The sequence below is a fragment of the Clostridium sp. MCC328 genome, from assembly GCF_018785465.1.
GTDB lineage: Bacteria > Bacillota > Clostridia > Lachnospirales > Lachnospiraceae > Pilosibacter > Pilosibacter fragilis.
This window is the reverse complement of the sequence record NZ_WQPW01000141.1, coordinates 5,284-29,090: the sequence shown is the minus strand read 5'-3', so window position 1 is coordinate 29,090 and position 23,807 is coordinate 5,284. Positions and strand designations below refer to the sequence as shown.

Genomic DNA, 23,807 nt, shown 5'->3' with positions numbered 1-23,807 from the left:
CTCCATTCAGAATATTCTATCGCGCTAATCCGCAATACAGATTGATCTCGGTTTTATATGCGGCTCTGCTGATACGCTCCAATTTGCAGGCATACCCACTGTACTTAAATACAAAATAGTCTGCCTGATACCCGGATCTATCTGCTTCTTTCCATGAATAGGATTTCACCGGGGCTAAATCCACAATAGACGCACCTTCCGGAATCACGATTCCCCCACCGTCTGCCCATGCTGCCATACGGTGTACAATCAGGAAATTTCGCGCACTCTTTGCAAGGCTGTCCAAGTCATCTGTCAGCCAGTTTTCCGCATAATCCGTTGGTTTTACGGTACAGATATTGTAGTGTTTTGATTTCGTCAGGTTGATCACTGTTTCTGCCTTTGTTTGCTCAACAAACGTGTTTTCTAAAAATGGAGATACGACGATATTCGTCTTCAATTCCTGCACACTGCCGAATGTTACAGCCACACTGCATACAGCGACCATTGAGACAAGCATAAAACTAGCCACTGTTTTCACAAGCCCTTTCCATATTTTTTCGATCAATACTTCTTTTGCTGTTTTTTCTTCCATGTTTTTCATCCTTTCTCTTATGTCTTTCATCAGTTTCAAGGAAATTATGGCTTTGGAAGGGATGAAATAGACGGCGCCTTGCGTCCAGTTAATTCCGGCGTCTGCATAGTGTTGACTGTGTTAATATTCTTTTTTTTCCGGCCCAGTTGACTTCGCGTATTCGGCCTTATACAATGAATAGCATTATGAAAGGATGCGATTGGAATATCATCGCGAGATTATATTATGAACAAGATAGAAACCTGGGCGGCGGCCAATCGGACCGCCATTGAACAATATGTGAAGGACAGAAATTATCTGGAGTTAATCCAATTTTTTGCATGCGGGACCAAGCTATCCAACGTGAAGCTGGCAGCACTTTTTCGATGTGACCGCCGTTCTCTGCGGCGTTATTTATCCGGTGAACGGCAAGTGCCAATGGAAATTGTTGGGATCATGTTGCGGAATATGGGGATTCCCTATGTTGAATTGACCCTGAAGGATAAGATGGAAGCGCCGGATTGTAATCCGGAAGGTTCTCTGATTTGGTACGGCGGAAGTGAATTATTAGCCAATACCTTATATTTTTACAGGACTTTAGAATGGAAAATAAGTCGTTTCGAAATGGCTTGCGAACTGAATATTCGTGAAGATGTTCTGTGGGAATATGAGCATGGGAAACGGAGGATCCCGTCTGCGATCGTGGAACAGATTGTACAAAAATTCCCTATTACTGTCATGGAACTTTTTCCTACGATTGTTTCTTACGATGGAGGCAAAACGTATTTACAATTAGATACTCGCTATGATTTAACACTTGATGGAAAACACTATAATATTTTTGAGGATGTCATGTATGTTGACCCTAATGGGGAAGAAGCCAGCTTCTATATGCCTGAATGGCCGGCATGGCGTTATGACGCTTATACAAAGCCATTGCTGAAATATATGCCCAATGAATTGACGATGGATGAATATTATAATACCGATGATTTGTATTTTGTGAAAGGCGATGACTGGGGCGAAATTTATGAACCTGGAGAATTTCGTGGTCAAAAACTACCGCCATCCTACGAACATATTCGAAAATATCTTACGCCTGGTGCAAGGCGCCGCAAGAACGCAACATTTAATTACCGGATTTTGTCATGCATATTATCAGAGCATTATACCGTTTCTATCACACTGTATAGAAAGCCTGCCAGGTTTGATCTATCAGATTATGTGTTTTCTGATAGCGTTTGGTATCAAATGCTGCAGGATCCCGAATATTTCAAAAAGGGAAAATTATGCAGTCACAATCATACTAATTTGGTGGCTGATTGTTACCTTTCATGGCCAGACGGGCAATATGTCAATATTTTGGAATTATATATGGACCAACGCAGGAATCAGGCTTATCCGCAAGTACGCGGTATAGGGGCTGGAAATCGATTATATTATTAAGGAATGTTCTGTTTTTAGTGAATGACCCATTACGGCCACTAATTGAAGTGATTTTTCTTATATGTCGTGATAAAATATCGTGAACCTGTTTTCTTCTGACAAAAGTGAAAATCCTGCGGTGGTTAACCGCAGGATCGTGAAAAAATTATTTCCTTGGTGTGAAAGTACCATCCTTCCATGTTCCGGCACGTTTGGTAAATTCTGGATGAAACGGGCAATCATAGAACATTTCCTGGAAATTTGTGACATTCTGAATATTCCAGTCATTAATCGCAGATGCATCGCTTAATGAACGGCACATAAAAAACATCCTGTACATATCAGTAACGTTTTCAACGTTCCAGTTCGCAAGCGGGGATATATCTTTTAAAGAAGTGCAGCGGTGCAAAGTCTGCACGCTTCACGCAATGTGCGCTTTTCGATTTCGCAATGGCGTGTCAGGTAAAAAAATACCGCGCTGAGAGTTCCCGGATATAATACCGGGAACCGATGTTGTAAGATGCGTTCAAGTCGCAGTTGTACTGCTTCCCGGTCGGAAACCGGCAGAGGCTGTAGCTTGGAAGATCTGCTTCTTTCCCTCTCATGACTCTGCCGCTTCCGTCAAATGCAAGCCTTGATGTATTCCAGGCACAGACTCTGGCAACCCGGATCGTGTTCCGGTGTGCCTTGTCCGTTACCATGGCCTGTATGTACTTCGCCCGCCAGAGGTGAAGACGCTGCTTCTTGCTGCCGCGCTTCTTTCCGGCGAGATCCAGGCGTTCCATGACGATGCAGTCCACATCATATTTGACCGCTGTATCTACGATGAACTGTGCGGTCTTTACCGCAATGTCATCATTGATACCTTTAGCCTGTTTCCAGAGGCCGGGAGTCCGCCGGGCGCAAAGTTTCTGTGCATGTTTGATGTGGCTGATCGCATGCTCCAGAGAGTCGTATTCTCCCGGAAGGGAAAGAAATCCCCTGCCAAGGACCGCGCCCTCCGGAGTCATGATGCTGCATGTACACGTACTGTTAAGCCCAAGGTCTACTGCCAGGATACGGGTGTTTCGGATATCGGTATCTGGAAGTTTTACGGCTGTCTGAAATGCGAAGTCCAGAAACCATTTCTTTCCGCGTTTCTGTAAGGTCGGAACACATTCCTTGTAGTTCTTGCAGTGATGTTCGATGTAATCCACATCACTTTTTCGAAGATCCACCAGAACCCAGCCCCAGGTGTTTCGGATAAAGACTTTTACCGCCGCCTGATACATACCGGTACGGATAAACATACCGGAACGGTACATGGCCGGATACACAAAGCCTGTCTGCGACAGCGACGGTTTCGCGCCGCGTTTCTCCGGCTCCGCTGCTTCCCAGTTTGTCAGGTTGCTGCGGTAAGAGGATGCCTTACCCAGTGCTTCTGCAATGGCGGCACGTCGTAAGTAACTGGGGAACTTGTAGAACGCGGCCGAGAAATCATAAGATACCGCGGGATTCTGCTTCGTCTGAATGGTCAGGGCTTCCACCAGGTTGACCCGTTCCTTTTGGAACTGCCCGGCAGAGACACAATCCCATTCCGTAAGACAAACATCCACGAAGAAGGAGACGGCCTGACGATACAGACGGACCGTTTCATTGAAGATGTGATTAAATCCCTTTGTTCTGACGCGGTATGTCATACTGAGTTTCATCTGGCAGCCTCCTTTCTGTGAGAATTATGGAAGAATCGCTGCACAAATTGGCAGTGCCTAACTCACGACTGAAGTCGCGAGTATGCGGCAACTGATGTTATCAATTTTTTCAGCTTCATGATCTTCTCCTCACCCCTCAGTGATTTCTCTTAGTGCTTCCATACTGTTTTCCTGGAGGTTATCCTCAGAAATCTCATGGCTGGCATCATTCAGATAATCGGACATCTTATCTACCAAAGTAGCGCATGCTGCGGTCGTATTCCACTGTCCAGATTCGGTATCCACGGATGAATACAAAACGACTTTCGGCCCATCCATGGCTGCCATATCGTAATAGAATTTATCTGGCCTGTCCTCCAGGCCTTCTACAAACAGCACGTCTTTTCTGGCTTCATCAGACCACATACTCAGCACCGGTACAAATAACAGGTAAGATGTCAGGTTATCCTCATCTTCTTCATTATCCGTGATCCAACCGACCAGATAACCTTCAACATTGTCTAAAGTGAATGTGTCTGCGGAAATGATAACGAAATCATTGTCCGTTGATTTTAACAAATCAATGGACTGCTGAAACACCTTTCGATGTCCATTCAATAGATCCGTGATACGCGCAGCGTTCATGTTAATACCGCAAAGCTTCAGCCATTTTGTTGCCTCTGCACATTCCCCGGCGCACCGGATGCTATCTGCGGAATCCGCTGGTAAGACCTGTAACTCGCGCATACGTTCGATATAATGGGTAAACCTCTTTCTCAACGTACTTCCATTCAGACTTTTTCCCTGAAATGGATTGGCAAGCCTTCTGCCTGTCCCTTCCAGATTCGTCTCTGCCAGGCATTCGATCAGCTCCTGTACATTGGCACCAACTGCGGCAGCAGTCAGCCCTTTATAATGTGCACCACTGCTCCCTTCTGTGGAAATATACGCGTCCAGGGTGTTGTTTGGGAGAATTTGTGCGTCTACCGTGATGCTACTGAGTGTAATTTTTTCTTTTGTCATTTTTATTCCCTCTTTTCATTTTTTTCGGCTTTACCATCAGCGCAAGAATGCTCGTGACTTGAGTCATGCAGATGAATTGCGCAAGCGGCAAGGCAGCTTCATGCCGCCTACTGTTTATGCTACATATACCAGGCCCTTGTTCTTTTGAACGACCTGTACAGCTTTTGCCGGGAAGTTTTTCTTGTCCTGTCTATAGGCGCGGTAATATGCGCCGCCGGTCAGCTGGCCGGTCATTACAAACCGTTTCCCTCGGTAGATAAATACAGCTCCCGGCATCATCCGGCCTTTCGTATTGTAATGTCTGGTACTTTTCTGTACGGTGACCCTTGACAACATCCGGCTGGCTGTTCCCTGTCCGTACTGTTTTGTCATGTCTGCAACCCAGTCTTCCAGGGAATCCGTCTTCTGGTCCATCCGCTTCTTGCGGTTCTTTGCGATGATCTTCCCGTCATACCGGTAAGTACGTTCCGTCTGATGGTTGATCAAAGCTCTACTGTGTCGTCTAAATTGTTTGATTTCGTACGGCTCTGTCTGCATGACTGGCTGTGCGTCCTCCAGGATACTGGCCGCAATACAGTAAGCGTCAACATCATGGTCCTTCTCCAGTTCATGCTTCTCGCGGAATTCCTTGGTGCTCCATCCGTTCGTCACATGGGCATGTCCCGGATACCGGATCCCAAGTTCCTCCGTGAGGGACGGGATGGTCTGGTTCAATACGGACGTTCCACCGTATTTCTTGCTCAGTCCGTCTTTCTTTGACTGAAGCTTCTCAGCGGCAGCCTGGTCTTTATGTATCCGTTCATGACATTTTCCGCAAAGTCCGGCGATATTGCTTATCGTATTACTGCCACGCCTGCTTCTTGGGACGATATGATGGTAATGTTCAATCTCCCGTTCCCGGCATAACAAGCAGAGTCCGTCCTGCTGTAGGCTGACCGCGGCTTTTACGCCGCCGGTCCCGTACAACGGCCCGCGGCAGAAGTCGATGTCCCGCTTTTTCATGTCCGGGTCATCCAGCTGCATGAACGCGAACCGGTTGACCTCCAGGACCACTTCCGTCACTGGGAGGATCCCGGACAGTTTCCGGAAGGTCTCCAGATGGGTCCGTAACAACTGTGTGGCCGTAGGTGTCAGCCACCCTTCCGGACGCAGTCGGTTGTTAAACCTGGCTTCCGTATTGATGATGTCTTTTACTGCCAGCGGCTCCTTGCATCCCGGCAGGATCCTACCGTTTAAATGTTTGGCCGTCGTATGCAGCTTTTTCGCCAGACGTTTCCTTGCGAGGCGTTCTCCCCTTCTGGATGCCTGCCGGAATGACCGGCGGTCATTCATCAGGGATACGATCTCCTTATTGCGTGTCTCGATATGGGCACGGTACAGTTCCGTTCCATCGGAACGGACAGCGGCCATGCCGATGTTGGTTCTTCCTGGATCCTGTCCGGCAATGACAGGTTGGAGGATCCTGGTTTTAGTTGGTTTTAATAACTGGATCGTGAACGGCAGAGTATCCACCGCTTTTGCCTGTCCGGATTTCAACATCCGGCGGACCTTTCCGTGACGGCAGGTCGGCATGAGCGGCTTCCCATTCATATCCAGTACGTAAACATATCTCATAGTTCTCTTTTTTTGCTGTAAGCCAGGCACCGCCAGTTCCGGCCCGGCAGATATCCGGTCCTGACGGCTTCTGTTAAGTTTCCATAGCATGGGCATACCTAACCGGAGCGTGGGGCTTGGAGTCACCCGCACGGCGAACGGTATGTCACTGCTCTGCTCGATCACTCAAGCCTCTGTCGCAAGCTTACCGGGGCAAGCCTGTGACTTTAGTCATGGGTGATTGACGGTTGCATTACAATACTGATACGCTCTTCGTGATCACTTCCAAAAGATATGGAAGCCTCATCACTTCCGACATGAAACGCGTCGATCTCCGTATCCGGCGTGCAGCCAGCTGCAGCGTCATACATAGTTGCCGCCATTTCAACAGTTTCTACGATATCCAGTTCCACAAGCCTTGCAAGTGTATGCTCTTTCATAGCGATCTGTGCCTGTTCCTTAGTCAGGTTTGTTGCAATCAGAGCCTGCTGCATATACTCATCATTCCAGGAAATCAGGGCGTAGCAGGCATCATTCGAATACATAACCATACGTTTCATAGCCTCATAATATCCTTTTATTCCCATGGCCTGCAAAGCCGCAGGAGCATTAGCAAAAACATTATCATTTCGGTTAATCCATTTTTCGATATTGGATACCGTATAATAAGGATCGCCAAGCTTAGTAATCAGTTCTTTTTCCTTATCCGTAATCTTTACCATATTTTCTCCTTTTGCACATTGACCTAATCTTGTGTCATTTTTTCGAATCTCATCTTCTGCCTGATATCAGGGTATTTCTGATGATCCACCTCTGACATAAACATGGGAAGCGGTCTGGCCCACACAAGACTTGGGTCATCGAAATTCTTGTAGATGACAAGTGGTTCTTCAGTTTCGCTGTGCACGGCAATCGCTGTTACTATATAAACATCGCCTTTGAAGTGACGGTAACGACATCCAATCATCTCCTCACGTGTTTTTTGCAATTCTTTCTGTGCTTCGATTCTGCTCATTATTTTTCTTCCTTTCTTATTATTTCGGCAATTTTCCCACATATGATGTCACAACCGTCCCGCAATAAGGTGGTTATTCCCATGTGATGTCGTAATATTCACCAAGGTCAGTTTCTTTGAAAGCATCCTTTTTGAAAACGATCTTTCGGGTTGGGTCTGCAACGTCATAGAGTACCAGCTCGATGTTCTTCACAGCCTGCCCTTCAATGTAAGACTCCTCGTCGCCTTGCAGAAACAAATCCGTGACAGCAGCACCCTCAAGTTCTTCCATTGTTGCTCCGTCTGGGAAGTCTTCGTCTTCTGATTCACCCTCCGCGCATTCGATGACGACCGTATGATCGATGATATCAATCGTACAGGTATCAAAATCAAAGGTATATTCCTTTCCATCTTTTGCAAGGATGATCTTCCCGACATAAATAGACTCTTTTGCCGGCGTTTGTGTAAGGGTGATTGAAATCACTGCCCTCAATACAACGTCAGTTAGTAACATAATGTTTTCTCCCTTCTCGCTGTTCATAATTTGAGAACATTCCCCGCGGCTTTTAAAACCGCATCGTCTACCGGATATTCCGTTCCATCATCATCCAAAAAGCAGAGTTTCGTGACCGTTAAGGTATCATCTGAGTCTGCGTTTGCCGGTGCCGGCCAATAATCGATGTAAAATTCGCGGATCTCCGTCGCTTTCGCCATCACTTCCGGCGTCAGATCATCCCGGCAGATTCCAAGTGCTATCCAATCTTCCTCGTAACAATCATCGAGTTCGTTTTCTGCGCTGACAGAAAAGATTGTTTTCTCTCCATGGATGACAGTCATAGTTCCATCCTCATTGACGGATGCTGAATAACTGCACCAGTCGAACGGAACGCAAACGGTCTTTCCATGAATTGGCACATCCATTGCAAATCCACCTGGCGTAAAACTACTGTCTTTCATATCGGAAAATTCCTCCAGGCTCTTATTGCAAAGCCGACCAGATAATGTATACTGCATTCTGATTCCCATAATATGTATTCCTCCTTAACATATCCTTTCGATATTTTCGTAGATGACGGTATCCTTATCCGTCAACTGCATATTTCTGTGGTGGTGGCCAAAAAACCATTTTTTATATGCGGTTTCCTGTTTCACCTTTTCCAGGTATTGATTTAACGGATCAATCGTCAGCGTACCTCCGCCGAAAATCGCAACGTCTGATGCGGGGCCATCATGGGAAAAGATAAAATCCACCTGTTTCCCATGTTTTCTCAGGTTCTGCAGGCCGCGTTGTATTTCGTCCTCCGTAGGCATTTCCGCACGCCACCAGTTGACTCCTTCAATGCGAGTAGACGCTCCATAACGATCTAACAGCTGTAATTTTGTCTGGAGTAACGGATCGTCCGGCTGCAAAATCGCAAAAGTGTAATCTTTTTCCAGTGCGCTTTTGTCCGCAATGCCGTTGATGTCATGTGACCTCGCTCCACCGAAGATATACGCAGCCTTTCCGTTTAAATCAAAGATTTCCCCGCGCATCAGGTGAATAACGTTTTCCCGCACCTTGTGAACGCGGCCTCCGTTCCATTCTTCTTCCGGAAGGGTGTTAAGGCGCGTGAAATCTTCATGGTTTCCATCCACGACCAGTGTGGTATACGATTTTTCTGCTAACCAGTCAAGCCACCATTTTTCCCGTTTGCTTTCTTCCTTATCCCAAAGCAGTCCGAAATCCCCGCAGATGACCATATAGTCATTGCGGGTCATTTCTTTCTGTTCTGGGAAATTTTCCATGCTGAACCGTCCAGGATCGGCATGCATGTCTCCTGTTACAAAGATCATGTACACTCCTTTCCAATAAAACCATCCCGTATTACCGAAGCAATTCCGGATAGAAATCATAGAGATAATCTCCAAAATCTCCATCTTCCTCTAAGCCTGTTCGTGCTATCCATTCCCGTTTCCATTCCTGGCCTTTTGCCGTTTTCAGAAATGCCTCATACTTCGGTTTCAAGTTTTCACGTTCCATGTTCACATTCATATTTTTCTCCTTTCTGAATACCATCAGTTTCTACGGATCTTCCTGCCGCATTTTGGGCAGAAACAGATTGTTGGATCGAATCCATCTAATCCAAAATCATACCCGCAACAAGTTGTGATACCATCCTCCATAGAGGTCTCTGCGTCTTCGTCCACCGGATGAACACCGCAATCCCAGGTTTCGCCGATTGCAGTCTGTTCATGGGATTTAATCCGCATGACGTACCAGGTAGTTTCCTTCGGATTATGTGGTTCAGCCGCATCACGTAAGTAAGAATCCAGGATGGTAGCGCAATGCCCGGCATCACTTGACTCTCCATCACGAATGTGTTTACGAACCAGGTGAGCACCTTTTAGTCCCATAATATAAGGGACTCCGATTTTTTCCTGTACCACAAATGTTGGTTTATCATTCCATCCTCGTTCTTTTACGTCCCGAGTCCATATAGCAACCAGATCTCCGACCTTCAGATTATTCCCATTGCTATCATAAAGAGCGGTTGGATCTCCGCAGGTTCCCATGTACACATTTCCGCTTCGTAAGATTTTTTTCATGATTTTTCTCCTTTTTTTTGCGAAGCCGCAGGCAAAATGCCCGCGGTCATTATACTTAATAATCCATCTGTGTCTGAAAATCTGTTCCTAACATATCCCCGGCGGTTTTTACCGCAAGTTTGGATAAATCCAGGAATCGAATCTCTTTGTTTGTGATGATCGTTGCAATTCCGGCCACATAATTCAGTTTTTCATGTCCGGCTTTCTGCAGGATCATTGCTTCCCCGTTAGGGAGAATCTGCTGGAGTTCCTTGTAAAACGTATCCATGCCGTTGGAATCTTCCGCAAGGTCTTCTTTATCGCGGCAGATGCGGATTTCATAGCCAGAATCTTTTTCTGTGGCTTCCACGATGTATAATTCTTCTCTCTCTGCTTCATCCGGGTCCGCAATCTGCGTCCATACGCCGTTGCCCCATTCCGTTTCCTCGTAAAATTTCACGGGTCGATCATGTGTCGGTTCGTTCATCCATTCCGCAACTGTCTGGGCGCTGCAGTATGACATGGAACCGGTTCCTCCGAATCCATGCATGCCGTTTGAATTTTCGTCATCGAAAATTTCAAGGTCTTCCCCTGCTAATTTGTTGATTAACTTCTGATATTTTTCTTCATCCGTAACCCGGAAATAATTGGTTCGATAAGTACAGATGTAATCTGCCATAGTGTGCTCTCCTTTCTCATCGCTGATTTTTGCTTCTTACGCGGTTTTTGAAATGCCTCCGTTGCAAGGTCTGTATGCGCCGGAACCAAACTCTGAAAACATAGGCTCCGTGAGGTTGAATGCATAGATACTTGCAATTTCATCCTTACTGTCTTCAAGCGTATCTTCAAAACAGTCAGGATCGGATGAAATATACAGGCAATCCAAAATATCTCCATAAGATGCATGATAAAAATATGCATGATACACGAGGATTCCGTACTCTTCTTCCAGCTTTTTGATCCGCTCCTCCCATTCCGGATGATTGGACATCCAGTACAGAATGCCGTCAAACACTTTCGTGGTTCGCTCTGAATAATAAAGCTTTCCTGTATCCGCGAATTCTTTCTGCACATTTTCCAGAAGTCCGAAATTTTTCAGGCACTGGCAGGCAATTTCTTTCTGTCGCTGTTTGATGCTTTCGACATCGTTCCCATTTGTTTTGAATTCTTCCATCGTTTTCTCCTTTTTTGTGTATTGGACTATTCCTGATGATTGCCATTCCGATCCTCAAAATAATACGAATTAAGCCAATCATGATCGAACGGTTCTTTGACGCTGATTTCCGGGTCGTTGTCCACCTTCCATCCATTAGATGCCATATCGATTGCTTTCCGATACGCATCTTTCTGGGCGGCTGCTTCGGATTCCGGGATCCAAACTTTGGCATAAGTGGTCTGTCTGATGCATACAAGATAGCCAGGTTCTTTGTGCGCAACTTCCTCCGCTTTTTTAATCGTTCTTGAAAGAACGGTTGCGTTGGAATTGATTGAAATGCCAAAATCTGAGATGACGTAACGCCCCGCATATCCCATCTCATCCAGGATCTTAGGAAGAGCCGCCTTACCTTCTGCTGACATATCGGTTAATTGATAATTTAACATTCTCATAAGAGGGCACCTTCTTTCTCTATGCTGGTATCCAAAACCTCAACGAAGTCTTTTCCAAGACTGAGTCCAAGTATGGTATCCGCGTTATAATGATCCGTGACGCCCCATCCGTTGTAATAGTCTCCGTCTTCATCAACACCAACACCAAAGTTTAAGTCCGAAAGAATCACTTCTTCACTAGGAAGATTTGTCTCTTCCGCAGTATCCTTTCCGGCATCCAGAATCTCTTTGCGTTTTGCTACACATTCAGCAATAAAGGCAGCGACAATCTCTTTGCCTGTTTCCGTAAGTACATACGTTCCATTCTGTGTTTCCATAATTTTTCCTTTCTCTTATGCCTTATCAACTGTTTCAGGGAAATTATGGTATTGGATAGTTGTAAAAAAAGACCCACTGCACTTGACAATGGGTCTGATTGAAAATAAAAATGTTAAAAATTATAACGAAAAAAGTCCGTCCAGTTTTCAGGATGAGCCTTTGTAGTTTTGGTCAGATAAAGTCATAGCGGAAGCGCTGCATCCGGCAGCCTTCCCGTACGCTGATATACGACGCACGCCAGCCAAGATCTTCCATCTGTTTGAATTTGTCCTTATTCCCTTTTACCGGCAGGGTGATTTCCGTATAAATAACGTGACGCTTTCCGGTTACCGGATCAGCATCTGGATCTTGCCCAAATACGCCAAGTTTAGTTCCCGGGAAAACCTGGTGCAGTTCCCGCTCCGCCCGAATCAGCTCCGCTGCATTGGTATACTGTTCGTACTGGTCACTTGGCTGATACGGTTTTGCCGGGAGCATAGTCTTTTCCTGTTCGGCCATTTTTTTCTTCTTGAGTGCTTCTTTCTTTTCCGTTTCCAGACGCTCAATTTCCGCTCCATATCCATGTGCAGTCAGCCAGTCGTAATACGTTTTCTTCCATCCGGCTTTCGAGAAGCCGATGCATAAACTGTACCCGTTAAAATGCCCAGTAAGAGGGCACACCAGCTCGCCAACCTCATCAACCGCTTCCAGAAGCGAGTTTCCGTTATAGTTTCTCGCGCCAAATCCTTGGAAGATCTTAGGTAACGACTCCTGAAGAAATGCCTCCATAGTACGCCAATCATGCGGATCCAACTGATAGAAGATGGAACACTTGGCACCATTGTAATCATCCAGGATATCATTTGTGCTCCGGTTGTAAGAGTATTTGAGATTCTGGTTATAAACGCGTTCCGGTCTGCGGTACCCCCAGTCTTCCTGCTTAATTGCGTCAAAACAGATCGTATCCTCGCCCCAGTCTGTCTCCGGATGCGCGCTCTGATATGTTTTTTTACAGATCAGATCGATAAACCGGTCTTTCCTGCTTTTCGCTTTTTCATTCCAATACTCCCAGGCACGGCTGGCACCAAATTCCTGTAGCTCTTTTTGCATCTGCTGCTTGATATATTCTGCCAACTGTTTGCGGATTTCATAGTATACCTGCTTATCCATCCGGTATTGAGTTCCAATAAATTCCTCCGCGTAAGCATCTTCCTGCATGCGGCTGCATGAGGCCAGTGCGGTTGAAAGATCCGGTTTAAATCCGGCACCATACAGTGCTACCCATGGCACTTTATGCGTGTTGCATTCAAATTCCCGGTTGTAGCCTTCGTCCGTCATAATCTTATCTGTCTCCAGAGTGCAGGCATACTGACGGTTTCGGATGACAATTTCATTTTTCTCAATCACGGCCAGTTCCGTTTCCGCCATGCCTTTATGTTCCAGATAAAAGTTCTGTTCCATAAGCGTATTCAAAAATAGCGGTTCTGCTTCAAAACGCAATCCTTCGTACTTATTTTTCAGGATGATCATCGCTACCAGGAGTGGCTGGTATACTTCCACGCCGAGTTTAATGAAATCCAGTTTTTCCTGATCGATGATATAGGTACCTGCATATCCTTTGTAATCGTAATTTTCATAATGAAAAATATAATCGTAAGGAAACAGTTTATCCATGTGCCGGTCTGTCCAGCGTCCGTTCCGCAAATTGCCGTGCTGTCCGATATACACCTCATCCACGCGGTCATGAAACGCTATCAGATTTCCGTTATTTTTTAGCAGGAATGCGAAATATCCCCCGGCGCTCTGATGGTTAGATATATAGCACAGATAGATCGCGTCCGGTTCATTGGAAATATGGAGGATGCAGTCTGACATGCGCTCAAAGACCAGAATCCTGGTATGGAACTTCTTCACTTCGCCAACCGGCATCCCGCTGTTCTGATAGCAGTCAATTCTCATCTTCTTGATATCCTGGATGACCTGCATCGTGGATTTCAAGAAGTGTTTACGCTCCTCTTCCATGTCCCTGTCGCCGATCATGGCGATTCCCATGGAATTTTTCAGCGTTTCATTCATGCTGTTTAAATAATGATCCTCCTGTTCCAGAACTTCCGGATCGTTTAACTGCTGCCACATGGTAGCATATCCCCGCATCTCCTGTGTAACCTCCGGGTTCGTCAGCCATCCATACAGGGGAATGTTCGTATTCTGCGCAACTTCCATGACTGCATCTCTCGCCCGCATCGCGGATAAAGCTCCGGACGGGTCATAGCCGGAAAGCAACGTCTCGATATCCTTGCCGGCTCCATGGAACACATAATTGGCGGATAACATATTGAAACGCGTCTGGTTCGGATCGTATTGTATAAACTTTGCGAATTCATCCAGTACTTCTTTAATCGTCATATTTTTTCTCCTTCCATCTCTTCCTGACAGTATCCCGGAATGCTGCATCCGCCTGCACCGTTACCCCACGGGCAATCCATGCATCTGTCATTTTCGCGTTCCTCCTGCATTTTCTGTTTGTATTTCAGTTCGCGCTGATACGCCCATTCTTTCTGACGCTCAGCCTCATCAGCAAACCTGCTGATATCATTCTGAAGCATCTGTGAAAAAAACGGGTGTCTCTTTGCCAGGGTTTTCAGATGATCTGCAACACCCTCCGGCTCGCCGCAATGTTCACAGAGATTTTCCAGATATCTTTCTCTGTTAACTATATATCTCATCAGTTCTTTTATTTCTTTCATTTCTTTCATCTTTTTTCTCCTTTTCCCGCATCTGCAGGATTTTCTGAAACTCTTCCCACATGTTATAAAGAACACAAGAAAGACCGTATTTTTTCATCAGGTTCGCAAAATCACTTTTTTCTGAACGCCTAGCCGGTTTGCAAGTTCTTTTGTATTATCCGTAAATGGACAACGTTTAAAGTCTGCAGCCAGAAGCTTTAATGGACCGATTTTTGGTTTAAAAAATTGTGGATTTACAACATGATAATCTACACGGTAAACTTTTGTCGGCTCCGTAAGTAGCCAGGATTCATGAGACCATTCCGCATCTGGCACGTACCGGGTAATTTCTTTGGTTGGAAGGACCTGTTCCGCCTGCATGTAGTAGGCATGAATGATCAGAGGTACCCCTAGCCGTTCCATGATTTGCAATGCTTCCGGACCGGACGGCATCGCATTGATGCAGTCCAGGAGCCGGTCGGAAACGCAGATCCTCGGGATGGCTCCATCTTCACCAGGCATTCGGTGTCCGGGAATACGCGGAACGAACCGTTCCACGATATCCAGTGATACATGGATGTGTTTTCGTTCCAAAATGCTCCCTCCTCGTTATTTCCAGGTATTCTCCAGGTATTTCTCTACTTTGTTGGCAATCTGGTCGCACAATATTAAGATGCCACCCGTTCCATCCGGTTCTTCATCATCCCAGACCTCATCGGAACACTGGTTTGCCATATCCGCAAGTTTCTGAAGCTGTTTTCTCATCTCATCTGTGATATACCTGTTTCTTCCCATCGTTTTCTCATTTAGCAAAGTGCCCCGCTATATGGAGGGGCACTGAACAATTTTAGTTTTCATAAAAAATAAGGTCATCCGCATACGGAAGCGTATGCATCCAGTCCATGAATCCGACGCGCCACTCGTCCAGCTTGTGGCCGGCTCTGGAATGTGCGATGTTCCTCAGGGTTTCATAGCTTAACGTGCAGGTACGCATCTGGTTATAGCTTTCCGGCAGCAGCTGGATTAAGTCATACCAGTACGGTTTATCCTTTGTGGCCATGTAACGCTGTCTTACAGATTCCAGATATTCCACGATCGCGCTTAAATAACGCTCGCTCTCTTCCGTCAGATGATCATGGCTGAAATCCGACAGTTCGATTGGTTTTGCATGGATCTTATGCATGGTGCTGGTGGAATTTGCCGTAGTGGCGACTTTATAGGTGTCATATTCTTTCCACCAGTACAGAGGCGCCGTGATATTCACGGATACGAAGATCTGGCGCATGAATTTACGGTGGTCGCTTCCGGATTTGATCAGACGTTTCGCCAGATCCATGTCCTTTGGTCCAAACTGGAATGTGCCATCCGGCAGTTCCTTGCTGTCAGAGCGGTCCCAGCTGTTCATCGGGTTTCTTGCGCCCATCATGGCGTTTTTCATGTTCATCACCGTTGTGTTTTCGAATGTAATCATTGTGTGTTCCTCCTCATTTTTCTCTTACTTTTTTAGCGGAACGGTTTCCGTAAAATTGCGCAGTATTTATCCGCAGAATCTATTCCATCGGTCAGGCTCTTCTGCGTATTCGGGTGGTTGCTCTACTGCATCCCCGTTGTTGTCGATCGTGACCGTATACAATGTTTCCGGCAATAATGCCGGAGCATATTTTTCCACACATGGCCTACACAACTGTTCCGATCCAAGCATGTAAAGTAAATCTGCATCATCATAACCGCACCGGTCGCACACCAGATGGGGCGTATGTCTTCTGCCGCATGATTCGCCAAGGCACGGATATGCTCCAGTTGCGCAATCGCAGCATTCGTTTCTTTCCACTAACATTTTTTATTTCTCCTTTCTCTGATATCTGTTACAGTTTCAGGAAAATTATGGAGTCAGATAAGTGTCTGTTACTTGACAGAAATAAAGACCTGCCAAAAGCAGGTCTTTTGTGATGAGAGTCACGAGAGTGCGACGCTAGTTTTTTTCAATTTTCTTTTTCTTTTTATCGCTCCACAAAGCAAGCAGAAGGAAACCTGACATTCCCATAATGCATAAAGCTGTTGTTTCAACGTTATCATCGCCCATCTTTGGAACATACTTCTTAATTGTGTCGATTGCTTTGTCAATCGGGTTATCCGGGGATACGGCACCACTCTGACTGGAATCCTTCGTCGGAAGTTCTGGATTTTTCTTTTCTGTTCCCGGTCCATTTCCGTTGCCTGAACCTGAGCCGCCCTTATGACCGCCGGAATGGCCACCTGATCCGCCAGAACTATTCAGCTGTGCCCGGAAAATCCAGGTTGTTTTTGCATTCTCCAGCGCATAAATATTATTCAGTTCTTTTGGAACGCTAACGGTATAAGATAACTGCGTTTCATCTCCGTTATTTAATTTCGCAAGTAAAAGCTCTTCCTTCATGGTATCCGCAAGTTTCCCATCAAAAATTACATCATCCCCATTTTTGATACAGATCTGTAGCTGCTTTAACAATGCATCTTCCGATGCGTTTTCTGTCCGGAAATACAGGCTGACCTGCTTGGCGTAATGATTTGCCAGCTTTACGGTATCCGATACTGTATCGCCTGGCATCAGATGCCCCCAGTTAGAAAAGAAGTTGTCCCCGGTTTTGACCAAACCTTCCGCGCCTCCTTCAAAAGAAATTGAAAATGCCTGGCTCTGATTTGTCTGCCAAACAGTATCTTTTTTTGTGAATGCCTCGATCACGGTTCCAAACCACGGATCGTCTGATTGAAAGTCCGGAGTGAAGTTTGCGGCCTGCACCGCATCCGCACGGATATTGATTTTAAAATCTTTCCCGGCATCTTTAGAACTCCATGTGGCCGGGATCTTAATCTCCCGAATAAATTCCTCGGCCTCCCCTTTTTCAAGCACGTGTGTGCAATACCAGTATTCTCCCCGCTGTATCCAGTCGGACGAATCTGGGGAAATCATGTCATCTGTAAATGTCAACTCACCGCCTTCCGTGTGGTAACCAATCTTGACCCTGGTCCACACATCATTAGCCCGATTTGTAATCCGCACAATATCTTCCACGGTCGCTCCCGGGGTCACCAGCCGTCCATGGGTTGCCCCGATCTCCTTTCTGGATTCATCTGTTTCTGTTTCGGTCAGCATGATATCAACCGCACCGAGCTGTATTTCGCTGGGCACCTGCGTTTCATAACTTCCTGCTGCCATAGCCGGTACTGCAGGAATAGCGCTGAACACAACAATCACCATGGCTGCAGCTGCCGCCAGTCTTTTCTGTTTCCATTTTCTTTTCAATTTTGGAAATCTCCTTTCCCTTACTCTTTACCAACGTTTCCAACATATCCGCTTCCTACCCCGGCCGGTGTATAGCGGGACAGGTAAATAAACGGATCTTCCAGTAATAATCTGCTTCCCATGTTCCTTTTTCTTTTGTCATTGCAACAGTCTGCGCTGCCATTGCGGGGCATCGCCGAACCCATTGTAAGTGTTGCCGCAAGCATTGCTGCGAAAATCTTTTGTCTTATTACCATGCTTTCCTCCAAAGTGTTGATGTTATTGCGGTACAATTATGGAAGAAAAACATAGTAAAACAGTGCAAACAAAAAAACAGACCCGGGGACCGGATCTGTTTGGGAGTACGTTATTTATGCTCAAACCTTTTGTCATATTTCTTATCATCCAAAAGATCTGAATCTGTATAATTATCGAGACATCGTTCATAATGTCCCTCCTGTTTTGTGATGCCTGAATAAGTCTCATACGGATTAGGCAAACGATGCTTCTTACAGCATTCGTAACAGATGACAAAGCTGCGTGCCTCGCCCTTGCTTCCGTATGGTTCATGATCAGTATGATACCTTGCAAAATTCTGAAAAGGTGTCATGGATAACAAAGTCGCCGTCCGATCACAATCTTTCCCACAAAAATCACAGATCGCATGGATCATATTATTACACCTCCTCCGATTTGCTGTCTGTTTCTCCGGCAACATGCCAGTCTTCTCCGTCATCCGGAATCTCAACCGGGATGGTACGGAAAACCTGCGTATACGTATTTTCTCCGATTTTCCGTCTGGAGCTGAGTACTACATGTAATACTTTGGCGGTAGGTCCCGGTTCATTTGTGAATCCGAGCAGGTAATCGCATGATACGTTCAGTGCCCTGGCCAGTGCCGGTAAATCAGCGGAATTTGGCATACGATCTCCGGAAATATATCTGGAAACACTTGCGTCCGTGATATGAGAGGCTTTTGCCAGCTGCCTTGCAGTTTTAAAATCACTTTTCCGCATCGCCTGTTTTAAACGTTCTGCAAATATTTCGTTTCTCATTCTGTTTTCTTCCTTTCCTTTGCAGTCCCGACTGATGTAAAACCTGGCCTGATAAGTGCAGTTACTGCGCCAGCTGATCAAAATTAGTTACGTTACTGACATCCAGGTCTTTGATTGCATCCGGATCCCGGGAACTGCGCCGCGTATCCGCAGTACTTTCAACTCCCTTTTTCTTTAGATCAATCATTTCGATGACATCTTTCTCCTCTTCTTTCTTTTCGCAGGTCACAGTAATCTCGTCGCCGGTACTGAAAAGCATATCGGTATCGTTGAAATATCCTTTGTAAACCCTCCCGGACTCCGCTTTGATGTATGTCCAGAGTTCTCCGTCAACCGGAAGGTAATACATTTCTCTTATGACATCATCAAACGAACTTGTGCTCTCCGTGTCGATCATTTCTTTCAAGTTATAACCATTTTTGCTCATATTGTTCTGGTATGAGCGCATGGCCTCATTTAATGTGTCGCCAGTTCCGATGACTGTATAGTGTTTCTCATTGACAAAAGCATATCCCTTTGTGAGCCCGCTCACGTCCTTCAAGATCATGGCATAGACCGGGTCTCCGCTGACATTGATTAGTGACGGGAAGGATGCCTGATAACCGTAGTTCTGTACTGCGCCTTCTGCCGCCGCCATAGCTGAATGCTCATCTGCTCCGGCTGAGCTGTAGAAAGTAAATTCACCGGTACGGCTGTTTACGATAATAAAACCAATGTTGGAATTATCGCTTGCTGCGGATGTAACGCCTGTATAGATACAAATGTCATTGTCAACAGCCAGATAGCCATAATCATCCGTTGTCCTGGTGCATCCTACCTGGGAGAACACGGAATTCCAGTATCCATTCTGCCACATGCCATACGAGTCATACAGCTGTGCGATGTTATCACCGGTATACACGGAATCAATCCACTCAGGCACACTGTCAAAGTCATACCATTGCGTTTCTCCCGTAACGGCGTTCACAACAATCACACCATCTGTTTTCCATACACTGAAACCTCTTTCGTTGTGATATGTCATTAAGGACCACACTGGATTTCCGTCATCGTCCAACTGGAACATACAGTTTCCGAACATTTTAGTCGGGTATTTTGCCCGTGCGTGACGATAAATGTTTTCGCCGAAAGCGCCGCTCATGGAATAACGGATCGGATTTGGCAGTTTCACGTATTTTGCCGAATTGGTTTCCGGATCCACAATCACGTATCCAGGAATACCATTTTTATGGTTTGAGAACCATTTGAAGATGCCGTCGTATTCCAGAGGAGTTACCTTGACCACTTTTCCGTTATAGAGAATGGTGGAATACTCATTCTGGTTAAGTACATATTGTGATACTACATCGGACAGGTCACCGATTGCACGATTGCCTAAAATAGCGGCTGCATCACTATCCATTAACGGTATTTTCTTTAAGTCCGCGGTTTTTGGAATGTCAGCGTCAAAGTCGCCTTCCTGAACAGTGATGCGGTTTGCGGCAGTCTGGCTTACAAAAAGGACAGAAGACAGAACGTGTCTGGCAGCAAATACTGTAATGATTAGTATGCCTACTACAACCATGCCTTTTTTAACTGCGCTGCTGTGATACATAACATGGCCTATGGCTGTCATGATAAGGTAATAAATAATAAAGATAAGCCATAAGCTGCTGCTTTGCAGGTTCCACGGAATAGAGGCAACATAGCAAAATCCATAGCAGAGCAGCGCCAGGAATGCCGCAATTACCGCAACCTGTACTGCGTGACCATACATTTTTCTTTGTTCTTTCAGTTTTTCTTTCTCTGCGTACATATTTTTTTCTCCTTTTTTCTAAATAGAAAGCGTTGGCCTGGCAGTGAAAAACAGTCTCGACAGGATACTTTTACAGAATCTTGCCGTTGCCGCTGTCACTCCATTGGCTACCATCTGCTGCATTGCGTTTAAACTTCCGTAAAACCGGAAGTGCTTATCCAGGCCCTGTAGTGCCGCTGCTTCCGAAACAGACAGTATCCTGTCCCATTGACCGGAATCATCCCACTTTGGCGGACTTAACAGATATTTTCGCCAGTTTGCAATCGCTACGGATGGTTTGTTACGGTCGAGCCGACGATACATATTGGAATGAACGCTTTTCGTCCAGTATTCTTCCGGCAGATCCCGCCAGTTCCCACCTTCCGGGATCATGGAAATTTTCCGCTTCACCGTTTCGCTGGATACCGTAATATCCTCCGCATTCGGCCATGAATGATCCACGTTCCGTAAAGCATCTCCGACAGTCCTCGCCGGTTTAAAAACCAGTTCAGGGATCATCGGTTCTCCAATGCAGCTTCCGATGATGATCGCCCGCTTTCTTTTCGTGTATCCGCCTACATCGCAGTCTGTGATGAGTTTTGATTCCGTGGTGAAGTCCGGCAACATATGTCGAATCAAATCAAGATAATACCCTCCCTTATCCGAAAGCAGTGCCGGAACATTCTCAATCAGAAACGCCTTCGCGCCGCTTTCACGGATCAGTCGCAGGTAATGCTTAAACATGTCACCCTCCGGATGATTGTCGCCTCTTGCTGAATCATGCCGGTTTGCGGCACTGAATGGCTGACATGGTGGCCCGCCGATCATCAGATCCGCCTTTGGGAAATCACTTCCATGAAGGCTGCGGATATCACATTCGTGGATATGATCCCCGATGTTGCCGCGGTAAGTGGTTACGGCATCGTGGGCATATTCCGCCGCATAAACGATTTCGAAACACGGATCTTTCGCAAATGCGTAATCCAGCATCCCAGCTCCTGAAAACAGGGAAATAGTCCGGATCACATCCGGAATCTCTTTGTGGACTCTTTCATCCGTCCATGGGTGGATGCGTGGAAGTTTTGACTGAACAAATTCTGCCGCTTCACATCCTGCCGCTTTTGCCAGTTGCGGTGCTACTGCAATTTTCCCGATGACTGTGCAGATCTGGTTCTCTGCTTTTGCGATCATGGAAACCTCGATGTAGCCGTCGCAGAATTCAATTTCCATTCGATCCGCTTTGGCCGTCAGTTCGCGGATTTCTTTGCTGCGCAGATCGATCAGCGACTTCATCTGCAGCCCGACCTTCTTTTTGGAAACCGTATTGCCTCCGTCTGTGGACGGAAGAATGACAACCCTGCCTTCATCCGGATAAACTGCATATCGGTAATGTGTGCCCGGTATGAAATCTGTTTCCTGGCTGACAAAAGAAAATGTCAGCCCTCTCCGGCTTCCTTTAATTTTTTGTACCTTATTTTCCATCTGTAATACATGTCTCTCCTTTCTCTCCAATACCTTATAAATAGATTCAGGAAAATTATGGTTTGGGATGAAGTCGAGAAATGACTCGTAGATCGGTTTTCTTTTGGTGCACTGTCTGCCACTTAGGCTTACGCCTTGAATGTGGGCTTCGGCTCCGAAGAGCCTCTGTTTTCCCGCCTACGAGGATTAAAATTTTGTTTGCGATATCCGTTTACCAGCCAAACAGGTTGCGGAAAATGCCAAATGCAAGCAGGACGGCAATACATCCGTAAGCACACAGATTTTCATGCGGTATGTGCCACTGCTTTCCGGTCAGAATGAACACTGCGGATATGATAAAAACATATAGAATCAGGAATGGCAGCATAAAAAACAGAACCGGATTATACCGCACTGCTTCCTGTAACTGACCGGATAACAGTGCGATGCACATGCGGGTCATGCCACAGCCAGGACATTGGAAACCTGTAAATACGCGAAAAAGGCATGGAATCCTGATTGGCGTGAGACGGACCAATAGATTATACAGGACTGCGGCAGTAAGCCATGGCGCTGCAGCTAATGTTGTTTTGTATAAACGTTGTCTGATCATAAATTGAAAAATCCCGGCATTTCTGCCGGGAAATCCTTTCTTTACATTGTATCATTGTTATCTTCCTGTTTCGGCATTTCCGTAGCCGTTTCCTCAACAGATGCGGCCAGCGTATTAAGGTCGTTCTGCAGAATTGCAATGGCAACCAGTCCAAGTCCAAAGATGCTTAACAGCAGATATACGAGACTGCGGTTGGATGCCGGAACTCCGTTTTTTGCTTTAATTGCATCCATGGTTTCTCCTGCTCGGAAAATCCAGAACAACCAGTAAATGCTGCATGTGATAAGGCTCAGCAGGAATACAGTTCCTCCGCTTTTTGCATTTTCATCCCCGGAAGCTTTTTTCAGGTCATTTACCAGACAGATCTCCCAATAAATAGCATAAAGCCCGCAGGTCAGAAACAAAAGCAGGGTTGCGACTGCAATATTTCGTTTTTTGATGTGAAGTCGCCTCTCATGACTGAAGTCACGAGCTTTCGGTACCCGGCTGGATCCCGTTCCTGAAAGCTCTGTCATAAAAGTGTCCCGATAGCCGGACTTTCCTGTCCGGTTGGAGCCTTTAGGGCTCCCAGGCTGCCCTTCCTCCATACAAGCTGCATTCAGTTACTTTGCTGCATTACGCCGCAAGTACCGCACGCAGCTTAATTAGCGAGGATAAGGTACACTGACTCCGATGGGCAAGTTCCGGTACTTTTGCCGCAACCGCCTGCCCCGCCGTTACCGGCAGGGCCTTTAAGAGTTCCCGAATGAAATATCGGGAACCGATGTTATAGCTTGCGTTCAAGTCGCAGTTGTACTGCTTCCCGGTCGGAAACCGGCAGAGGCTGTAGTTTGGAAGATCTGCTTCTTTCCCTCTCATGACCCTACCGCTTCCGTCAAACGCAAGCCTGGATGTATTCCAGGCACAGACTCGGGCTGTCCGGATCATGTTCCGGTGTGCCTTGTCCGTTACCATGGACTGTACATACTTTGCCCGCCAGAGGTGAAGACGCTGCTTTTTACTGCCGCGTTTCTTTCCGGCGAGATCCAGGTGTTCCATGACGATACAGTCCACATCATATTTGACTGCTGTATCCACGATGAACTGTGCGGTTTTTACCGCAATGTCATCATTGATGCCTTTCGCCTGTTTCCAGAGACCAGGCGTTCTCCTGGCACAAAGTTTCTGTGCATGCTTGATGTGGCTGAT

29 protein-coding genes and 1 pseudogene are annotated in these 23,807 nt (G+C 46.2%); 1 reads left to right on the top strand and 29 read right to left on the bottom strand.

Going from position 1 to position 23,807, the window contains the following annotated elements; all coding sequences use genetic code 11:
• Positions 1-16: 16 nt before the first annotated feature.
• On the bottom strand, positions 17-574 hold the full coding sequence (locus GPK83_RS16060; protein ID WP_215630757.1) for a hypothetical protein: 558 nt from the start codon (positions 572-574) through the stop codon (positions 17-19).
• A gap of 225 nt (positions 575-799) precedes the next feature.
• Between GPK83_RS16060 and GPK83_RS16055 the strand changes: the two genes are divergently transcribed.
• The gene (locus tag GPK83_RS16055; protein WP_215705261.1) at positions 800-1,999 is read left to right on the top strand and encodes a hypothetical protein; all 1,200 of its coding nucleotides are present in this window, start codon (positions 800-802) and stop codon (positions 1,997-1,999) included.
• Positions 2,000-2,436: 437 nt separating this feature from the next.
• Here the strand turns inward: GPK83_RS16055 and GPK83_RS16045 are convergent, their stop codons facing one another.
• The 28 genes and pseudogenes from GPK83_RS16045 to GPK83_RS15905 all read right to left on the bottom strand — a co-directional run.
• Positions 2,437-3,669, bottom strand: coding sequence for a transposase (locus GPK83_RS16045; RefSeq protein ID WP_215705260.1), 1,233 nt, complete (start codon positions 3,667-3,669; stop codon positions 2,437-2,439).
• 129 nt (positions 3,670-3,798) lie between these two features.
• Positions 3,799-4,671 carry a hypothetical protein gene (locus tag GPK83_RS16040; protein ID WP_215630621.1) on the bottom strand — a complete coding sequence of 291 codons (873 nt, stop codon included), beginning with the start codon at positions 4,669-4,671 and terminating at the stop codon, positions 3,799-3,801.
• A gap of 114 nt (positions 4,672-4,785) precedes the next feature.
• Entirely contained in the window at positions 4,786-6,285 is a 1,500-nt protein-coding gene (locus GPK83_RS16035; RefSeq protein WP_215705259.1) for an RRXRR domain-containing protein, read from the bottom strand.
• A 206-nt stretch (positions 6,286-6,491) separates the two neighbouring features.
• A complete protein-coding gene (locus GPK83_RS16030; protein ID WP_215705258.1) occupies positions 6,492-6,986 on the bottom strand; it encodes a hypothetical protein in 495 nt (164 codons plus the stop codon).
• A 23-nt stretch (positions 6,987-7,009) separates the two neighbouring features.
• Complete coding sequence (locus tag GPK83_RS16025; protein ID WP_215705257.1) at positions 7,010-7,279, bottom strand: DUF1653 domain-containing protein; 270 nt, start codon at positions 7,277-7,279, stop codon at positions 7,010-7,012.
• Between the two features lie 73 nt (positions 7,280-7,352).
• Positions 7,353-7,799, bottom strand: a complete 447-nt coding sequence (locus GPK83_RS16020; RefSeq protein WP_215705256.1) for a hypothetical protein — start codon at positions 7,797-7,799, stop codon at positions 7,353-7,355.
• The gene (locus GPK83_RS16015; RefSeq protein WP_215630617.1) at positions 7,796-8,284 is read right to left on the bottom strand and encodes a hypothetical protein; all 489 of its coding nucleotides are present in this window, start codon (positions 8,282-8,284) and stop codon (positions 7,796-7,798) included. The genes GPK83_RS16020 and GPK83_RS16015 overlap by 4 nt, the downstream gene beginning before the upstream one ends.
• Positions 8,285-8,299: 15 nt before the next feature.
• The gene (locus GPK83_RS16010) at positions 8,300-9,091 is read right to left on the bottom strand and encodes a metallophosphoesterase family protein (RefSeq protein WP_215705255.1); all 792 of its coding nucleotides are present in this window, start codon (positions 9,089-9,091) and stop codon (positions 8,300-8,302) included.
• A 31-nt stretch (positions 9,092-9,122) separates the two neighbouring features.
• A complete protein-coding gene (locus tag GPK83_RS16005) occupies positions 9,123-9,314 on the bottom strand; it encodes a hypothetical protein (protein ID WP_215705254.1) in 192 nt (63 codons plus the stop codon).
• Positions 9,314-9,844: a hypothetical protein gene (locus GPK83_RS16000; RefSeq protein WP_215705253.1), complete on the bottom strand. Its 531-nt coding sequence runs from the start codon at positions 9,842-9,844 to the stop codon at positions 9,314-9,316. The genes GPK83_RS16005 and GPK83_RS16000 overlap by 1 nt, the downstream gene beginning before the upstream one ends.
• A gap of 55 nt (positions 9,845-9,899) precedes the next feature.
• Positions 9,900-10,502 carry a hypothetical protein gene (locus tag GPK83_RS15995; protein WP_215705252.1) on the bottom strand — a complete coding sequence of 201 codons (603 nt, stop codon included), beginning with the start codon at positions 10,500-10,502 and terminating at the stop codon, positions 9,900-9,902.
• A gap of 36 nt (positions 10,503-10,538) precedes the next feature.
• Positions 10,539-10,997: a hypothetical protein gene (locus tag GPK83_RS15990; protein WP_215705251.1), complete on the bottom strand. Its 459-nt coding sequence runs from the start codon at positions 10,995-10,997 to the stop codon at positions 10,539-10,541.
• A gap of 26 nt (positions 10,998-11,023) precedes the next feature.
• Positions 11,024-11,431, bottom strand: coding sequence for a hypothetical protein (locus GPK83_RS15985; protein ID WP_215705250.1), 408 nt, complete (start codon positions 11,429-11,431; stop codon positions 11,024-11,026).
• Positions 11,428-11,748 (bottom strand): hypothetical protein, encoded by a 321-nt coding sequence (locus tag GPK83_RS15980; protein ID WP_215705249.1) that lies wholly within the window; start codon positions 11,746-11,748, stop codon positions 11,428-11,430. The genes GPK83_RS15985 and GPK83_RS15980 overlap by 4 nt, the downstream gene beginning before the upstream one ends.
• Positions 11,749-11,920: 172 nt before the next feature.
• Entirely contained in the window at positions 11,921-14,134 is a 2,214-nt protein-coding gene (locus GPK83_RS15975) for a hypothetical protein (protein ID WP_215705248.1), read from the bottom strand.
• Entirely contained in the window at positions 14,131-14,484 is a 354-nt protein-coding gene (locus GPK83_RS15970; RefSeq protein WP_215705247.1) for a hypothetical protein, read from the bottom strand. Before GPK83_RS15970 ends, GPK83_RS15975 begins: the two co-directional genes overlap by 4 nt.
• An 87-nt stretch (positions 14,485-14,571) precedes the next feature.
• A complete protein-coding gene (locus GPK83_RS15965; protein ID WP_215705246.1) occupies positions 14,572-15,048 on the bottom strand; it encodes a hypothetical protein in 477 nt (158 codons plus the stop codon).
• Between the two features lie 15 nt (positions 15,049-15,063).
• Complete coding sequence (locus tag GPK83_RS15960; protein WP_215705245.1) at positions 15,064-15,249, bottom strand: hypothetical protein; 186 nt, start codon at positions 15,247-15,249, stop codon at positions 15,064-15,066.
• Positions 15,250-15,301: 52 nt separating this feature from the next.
• Entirely contained in the window at positions 15,302-15,925 is a 624-nt protein-coding gene (locus GPK83_RS15955; RefSeq protein WP_215630602.1) for a hypothetical protein, read from the bottom strand.
• Between the two features lie 66 nt (positions 15,926-15,991).
• Positions 15,992-16,291 carry a hypothetical protein gene (locus tag GPK83_RS15950; RefSeq protein ID WP_215705244.1) on the bottom strand — a complete coding sequence of 100 codons (300 nt, stop codon included), beginning with the start codon at positions 16,289-16,291 and terminating at the stop codon, positions 15,992-15,994.
• A gap of 135 nt (positions 16,292-16,426) precedes the next feature.
• Complete coding sequence (locus GPK83_RS15945) at positions 16,427-17,737, bottom strand: hypothetical protein (RefSeq protein ID WP_215705243.1); 1,311 nt, start codon at positions 17,735-17,737, stop codon at positions 16,427-16,429.
• A gap of 20 nt (positions 17,738-17,757) precedes the next feature.
• Complete coding sequence (locus tag GPK83_RS15940; protein WP_215705242.1) at positions 17,758-17,973, bottom strand: hypothetical protein; 216 nt, start codon at positions 17,971-17,973, stop codon at positions 17,758-17,760.
• A 110-nt stretch (positions 17,974-18,083) separates the two neighbouring features.
• Positions 18,084-18,389, bottom strand: coding sequence for a hypothetical protein (locus GPK83_RS15935; RefSeq protein WP_215705241.1), 306 nt, complete (start codon positions 18,387-18,389; stop codon positions 18,084-18,086).
• 4 nt (positions 18,390-18,393) lie between these two features.
• The gene (locus tag GPK83_RS15930) at positions 18,394-18,771 is read right to left on the bottom strand and encodes a helix-turn-helix transcriptional regulator (protein ID WP_215630599.1); all 378 of its coding nucleotides are present in this window, start codon (positions 18,769-18,771) and stop codon (positions 18,394-18,396) included.
• Between the two features lie 61 nt (positions 18,772-18,832).
• Complete coding sequence (locus GPK83_RS15925) at positions 18,833-20,566, bottom strand: hypothetical protein (protein WP_215705240.1); 1,734 nt, start codon at positions 20,564-20,566, stop codon at positions 18,833-18,835.
• 18 nt (positions 20,567-20,584) lie between these two features.
• Complete coding sequence (locus GPK83_RS15920; RefSeq protein ID WP_215705239.1) at positions 20,585-22,027, bottom strand: DNA cytosine methyltransferase; 1,443 nt, start codon at positions 22,025-22,027, stop codon at positions 20,585-20,587.
• A 633-nt stretch (positions 22,028-22,660) separates the two neighbouring features.
• Positions 22,661-23,134, bottom strand: coding sequence for a DUF4234 domain-containing protein (locus tag GPK83_RS15910; protein ID WP_252196399.1), 474 nt, complete (start codon positions 23,132-23,134; stop codon positions 22,661-22,663).
• A 100-nt stretch (positions 23,135-23,234) separates the two neighbouring features.
• A pseudogene (locus GPK83_RS15905) lies at positions 23,235-23,807 on the bottom strand (IS200/IS605 family accessory protein TnpB-related protein); the annotation flags it as partial.

Bases quoted from the DNA above. Each gene is read 5' to 3' on its own strand.
- GPK83_RS16060 (WP_215630757.1), bottom strand. From the start codon at position 574: ATGGAAGAAAAAACAGCAAAAGAAGTATTGATCGAAAAAATATGGAAA.
- GPK83_RS16055 (WP_215705261.1), top strand. From the start codon at position 800: ATGAACAAGATAGAAACCTGGGCGGCGGCCAATCGGACCGCCATTGAA.
- GPK83_RS16045 (WP_215705260.1), bottom strand. From the start codon at position 3,669: ATGAAACTCAGTATGACATACCGCGTCAGAACAAAGGGATTTAATCAC.
- GPK83_RS16040 (WP_215630621.1), bottom strand. From the start codon at position 4,671: ATGACAAAAGAAAAAATTACACTCAGTAGCATCACGGTAGACGCACAA.
- GPK83_RS16035 (WP_215705259.1), bottom strand. From the start codon at position 6,285: ATGAGATATGTTTACGTACTGGATATGAATGGGAAGCCGCTCATGCCG.
- GPK83_RS16030 (WP_215705258.1), bottom strand. From the start codon at position 6,986: ATGGTAAAGATTACGGATAAGGAAAAAGAACTGATTACTAAGCTTGGC.
- GPK83_RS16025 (WP_215705257.1), bottom strand. From the start codon at position 7,279: ATGAGCAGAATCGAAGCACAGAAAGAATTGCAAAAAACACGTGAGGAG.
- GPK83_RS16020 (WP_215705256.1), bottom strand. From the start codon at position 7,799: ATGAACAGCGAGAAGGGAGAAAACATTATGTTACTAACTGACGTTGTA.
- GPK83_RS16015 (WP_215630617.1), bottom strand. From the start codon at position 8,284: ATGGGAATCAGAATGCAGTATACATTATCTGGTCGGCTTTGCAATAAG.
- GPK83_RS16010 (WP_215705255.1), bottom strand. From the start codon at position 9,091: ATGATCTTTGTAACAGGAGACATGCATGCCGATCCTGGACGGTTCAGC.
- GPK83_RS16005 (WP_215705254.1), bottom strand. From the start codon at position 9,314: ATGGTATTCAGAAAGGAGAAAAATATGAATGTGAACATGGAACGTGAA.
- GPK83_RS16000 (WP_215705253.1), bottom strand. From the start codon at position 9,844: ATGAAAAAAATCTTACGAAGCGGAAATGTGTACATGGGAACCTGCGGA.
- GPK83_RS15995 (WP_215705252.1), bottom strand. From the start codon at position 10,502: ATGGCAGATTACATCTGTACTTATCGAACCAATTATTTCCGGGTTACG.
- GPK83_RS15990 (WP_215705251.1), bottom strand. From the start codon at position 10,997: ATGGAAGAATTCAAAACAAATGGGAACGATGTCGAAAGCATCAAACAG.
- GPK83_RS15985 (WP_215705250.1), bottom strand. From the start codon at position 11,431: ATGAGAATGTTAAATTATCAATTAACCGATATGTCAGCAGAAGGTAAG.
- GPK83_RS15980 (WP_215705249.1), bottom strand. From the start codon at position 11,748: ATGGAAACACAGAATGGAACGTATGTACTTACGGAAACAGGCAAAGAG.
- GPK83_RS15975 (WP_215705248.1), bottom strand. From the start codon at position 14,134: ATGACGATTAAAGAAGTACTGGATGAATTCGCAAAGTTTATACAATAC.
- GPK83_RS15970 (WP_215705247.1), bottom strand. From the start codon at position 14,484: ATGAAAGAAATGAAAGAAATAAAAGAACTGATGAGATATATAGTTAAC.
- GPK83_RS15960 (WP_215705245.1), bottom strand. From the start codon at position 15,249: ATGGGAAGAAACAGGTATATCACAGATGAGATGAGAAAACAGCTTCAG.
- GPK83_RS15955 (WP_215630602.1), bottom strand. From the start codon at position 15,925: ATGATTACATTCGAAAACACAACGGTGATGAACATGAAAAACGCCATG.
- GPK83_RS15950 (WP_215705244.1), bottom strand. From the start codon at position 16,291: ATGTTAGTGGAAAGAAACGAATGCTGCGATTGCGCAACTGGAGCATAT.
- GPK83_RS15940 (WP_215705242.1), bottom strand. From the start codon at position 17,973: ATGGTAATAAGACAAAAGATTTTCGCAGCAATGCTTGCGGCAACACTT.
- GPK83_RS15935 (WP_215705241.1), bottom strand. From the start codon at position 18,389: ATGATCCATGCGATCTGTGATTTTTGTGGGAAAGATTGTGATCGGACG.
- GPK83_RS15930 (WP_215630599.1), bottom strand. From the start codon at position 18,771: ATGAGAAACGAAATATTTGCAGAACGTTTAAAACAGGCGATGCGGAAA.
- GPK83_RS15925 (WP_215705240.1), bottom strand. From the start codon at position 20,566: ATGTACGCAGAGAAAGAAAAACTGAAAGAACAAAGAAAAATGTATGGT.
- GPK83_RS15920 (WP_215705239.1), bottom strand. From the start codon at position 22,027: ATGGAAAATAAGGTACAAAAAATTAAAGGAAGCCGGAGAGGGCTGACA.
- GPK83_RS15910 (WP_252196399.1), bottom strand. From the start codon at position 23,134: ATGACAGAGCTTTCAGGAACGGGATCCAGCCGGGTACCGAAAGCTCGT.